This is a genomic window from uncultured Aquincola sp. (genome assembly GCF_964001545.1).
Classification (GTDB): Bacteria; Pseudomonadota; Gammaproteobacteria; order Burkholderiales; family Burkholderiaceae_C; genus Aquincola.
The window spans coordinates 1-1940 of sequence record NZ_CAXFDV010000064.1; the positions used below are offsets into that span (position 1 = coordinate 1).

Sequence of the window (1940 nt, forward strand, 5' to 3'; positions counted from 1 at the left end):
ATGCCTTCGGCCATGCCACGCTGGTGGTGCGCGCCAGCGACGGCCGGCTGGTGTGGCAGACCGCGCTGGCGCGGCAGATGCTGCAGCAATGGTTCGGCGGCGACAGCCCCTGGACACCGCCGCCCCTGCTCGACTGGGTGCGCCAGCAGGTGGCCGCGGGTGCGGCGGCGGGCGTCGGCTCACAGGCCGGCTCGCTGGTGCAGGGCGCGCGGCGGCTGCATTTCACGCTGCATGAAAGCACCGGCGAAGACGAATGGCTGATCGTGCTGCGTGAGGCCAACGACGCCGCGATGCTGGAAGGCATGATGCTGGCCTTCAAGCTGACCGCGCGTGAAGCCGAGGTGCTGTACTGGGTGGTCAAGGGCAAGACCAACCGCGACGTGGGCGACATCCTGGGCGCCAGCGCCGCCACCGTGAAGAAGCACCTGGAGCGGGTGTACGAGAAGCTGGGCGTCGAGACCCGCACCGCCGCCGCCTCGCTGGCCATCGAGCGGGTGCGGCAGCTGGCAGGCTAGGCGCATGAAGCTCAAGCACCTCGAGGTCTTCAACGCCATCATGCTCACCGGCAGCGCGAGCGCGGCGGCGCGGCTGCTGCACGTCACGCAGCCGGCTGTCACGCAGGCGCTGCAGCATGCCGAACTGCAGCTGGGCTATGCGCTCTTCACCCGTCAGCGCAACCGGCTGGTGCCCACGCGTGAGGCGCAGTCGCTTTACCCCGAGGTCCAGCGGCTGATGTCGCAGCTCGAATCGGTGCGGCGCATCGCCAGCGCGCTGCGCAGCGGCGAAGACAGCGAGCTGCGCATCCTCATCGTGCCTTCGCTGGCGGTGCATGTGCTGCCGGCCGCGCTCAAGCGCTTCAAGCGCCGGCACCCGCAGCGGCCGGTGTCCATCCAGACGCTGCACACCCGCGAGATCGCCCGCGCGATCGCGCTGCAGGAAGGCGACGTGGGCATCGTCTACGGCAGCGTCTCGCACCCCGCGCTGCATGAAGAGCGGGTGGCCGTGGGCCGGCTGGTGTGCGTCACGCCGCAGGGCGAGCGGGCCGACCGCCGCACCACGGTGGCGCTGGAGGACGTGGTGCGCACGCCTTTCATCCGCATCGACGAACGCGACCCGGTGGGCGCGATGCTGGCCGACCAGTGGACCCGGATGGGCCACACGCCGGCCGCCGGCATCACGGTGCAGACCCACCACATCGCGATGCTGCTGGCCGAGCAGGGCTTCGGCCCGGCCATCATCGATTCGTTCACCGCGCACGATAGCCGCAGCCGCAGCCTGCATGTGCGCACGCTGCTGCCCGAGGTGCCGGTGGAAGTGCGCGCGCTGCTGCCGCAAGGCTTGCGCTCGCCGCAGCCGGTGGCGGATTTCATCGAGGCGTTCGGGGCCGCGGCGGGCGCGGCAGCCTGACTCCGGTTCAGTCGCTTCAGCCGTTGCTGGCCGGCTTCACCACCGCCAGGCTGTCGCAGCCGCTGCCGGCCGAGATCCAGCGCAGCGCCAGGCGGCGCAGTGCCGGCGCCAGCCAGCGCAGTGCGCGGGGCAGGTGGCGTGCAGGGTCGGTCACCAGGCCGCAGCGGTAACGCTCGCCGGCCCAAAGCAGCGCGCGGCAGCGGCCGGTGCGGCGCCGGCTCACCAGCACGCCGGCCGGGCAGGGTTCGGCCGCGCAGCACACGCCGCAGCCATTGCACGGCTGGCCGGGCGGGGGCTTGGCGGGTGCATCGCTGCGCAGCATGAAAACACGGTCCATCGCCGCATCATCGGCGCCCCTGCGGCGGCGTAGCGGGCAAAAAAGCGGGGCGGCGCCTGTGCTGCTCGGCCGCTGGCACCACAATCCCCCCATGGAAGTGGATGCCATCGTCACATTGCTGCGGCAGCGGCTGCCCACGCTGCTGGCCGTGCATGCCTTCGGCAGCCGGGTGCAAGGCACGGCCGGCCCCGACAGC

At 71.9% G+C, this 1940-nt stretch carries 3 protein-coding genes; 2 read left to right on the forward strand and 1 reads right to left on the reverse strand.

Going from position 1 to position 1940, the window contains the following annotated elements; genetic code table 11:
* Both ABNT58_RS02320 and ABNT58_RS02325 read left to right on the forward strand, forming a co-directional pair.
* Nucleotides 1–515: helix-turn-helix transcriptional regulator (locus ABNT58_RS02320; protein ID WP_348751902.1), on the forward strand; the 515-nt coding region annotated here is incomplete at its 5' end.
* Nucleotides 516–519: 4 nt separating this feature from the next.
* Nucleotides 520–1407 carry a LysR substrate-binding domain-containing protein gene (locus tag ABNT58_RS02325; protein WP_348751903.1) on the forward strand — a complete coding sequence of 296 codons (888 nt, stop codon included), beginning with the start codon at nt 520–522 and terminating at the stop codon, nt 1405–1407.
* Nucleotides 1408–1423: 16 nt separating this feature from the next.
* Here the strand turns inward: ABNT58_RS02325 and ABNT58_RS02330 are convergent, their stop codons facing one another.
* Nucleotides 1424–1744 (reverse strand): hypothetical protein, encoded by a 321-nt coding sequence (locus tag ABNT58_RS02330; protein ID WP_348751904.1) that lies wholly within the window; start codon nt 1742–1744, stop codon nt 1424–1426.
* Nucleotides 1745–1940 lie beyond the last annotated feature (196 nt).

Coding starts and splice junctions, on each gene's coding strand:
- ABNT58_RS02325 (WP_348751903.1), top strand. CDS start 520: ATGAAGCTCAAGCACCTCGAGGTCTTCAACGCCATCATGCTCACCGGC.
- ABNT58_RS02330 (WP_348751904.1), bottom strand. CDS start 1,744: ATGGACCGTGTTTTCATGCTGCGCAGCGATGCACCCGCCAAGCCCCCG.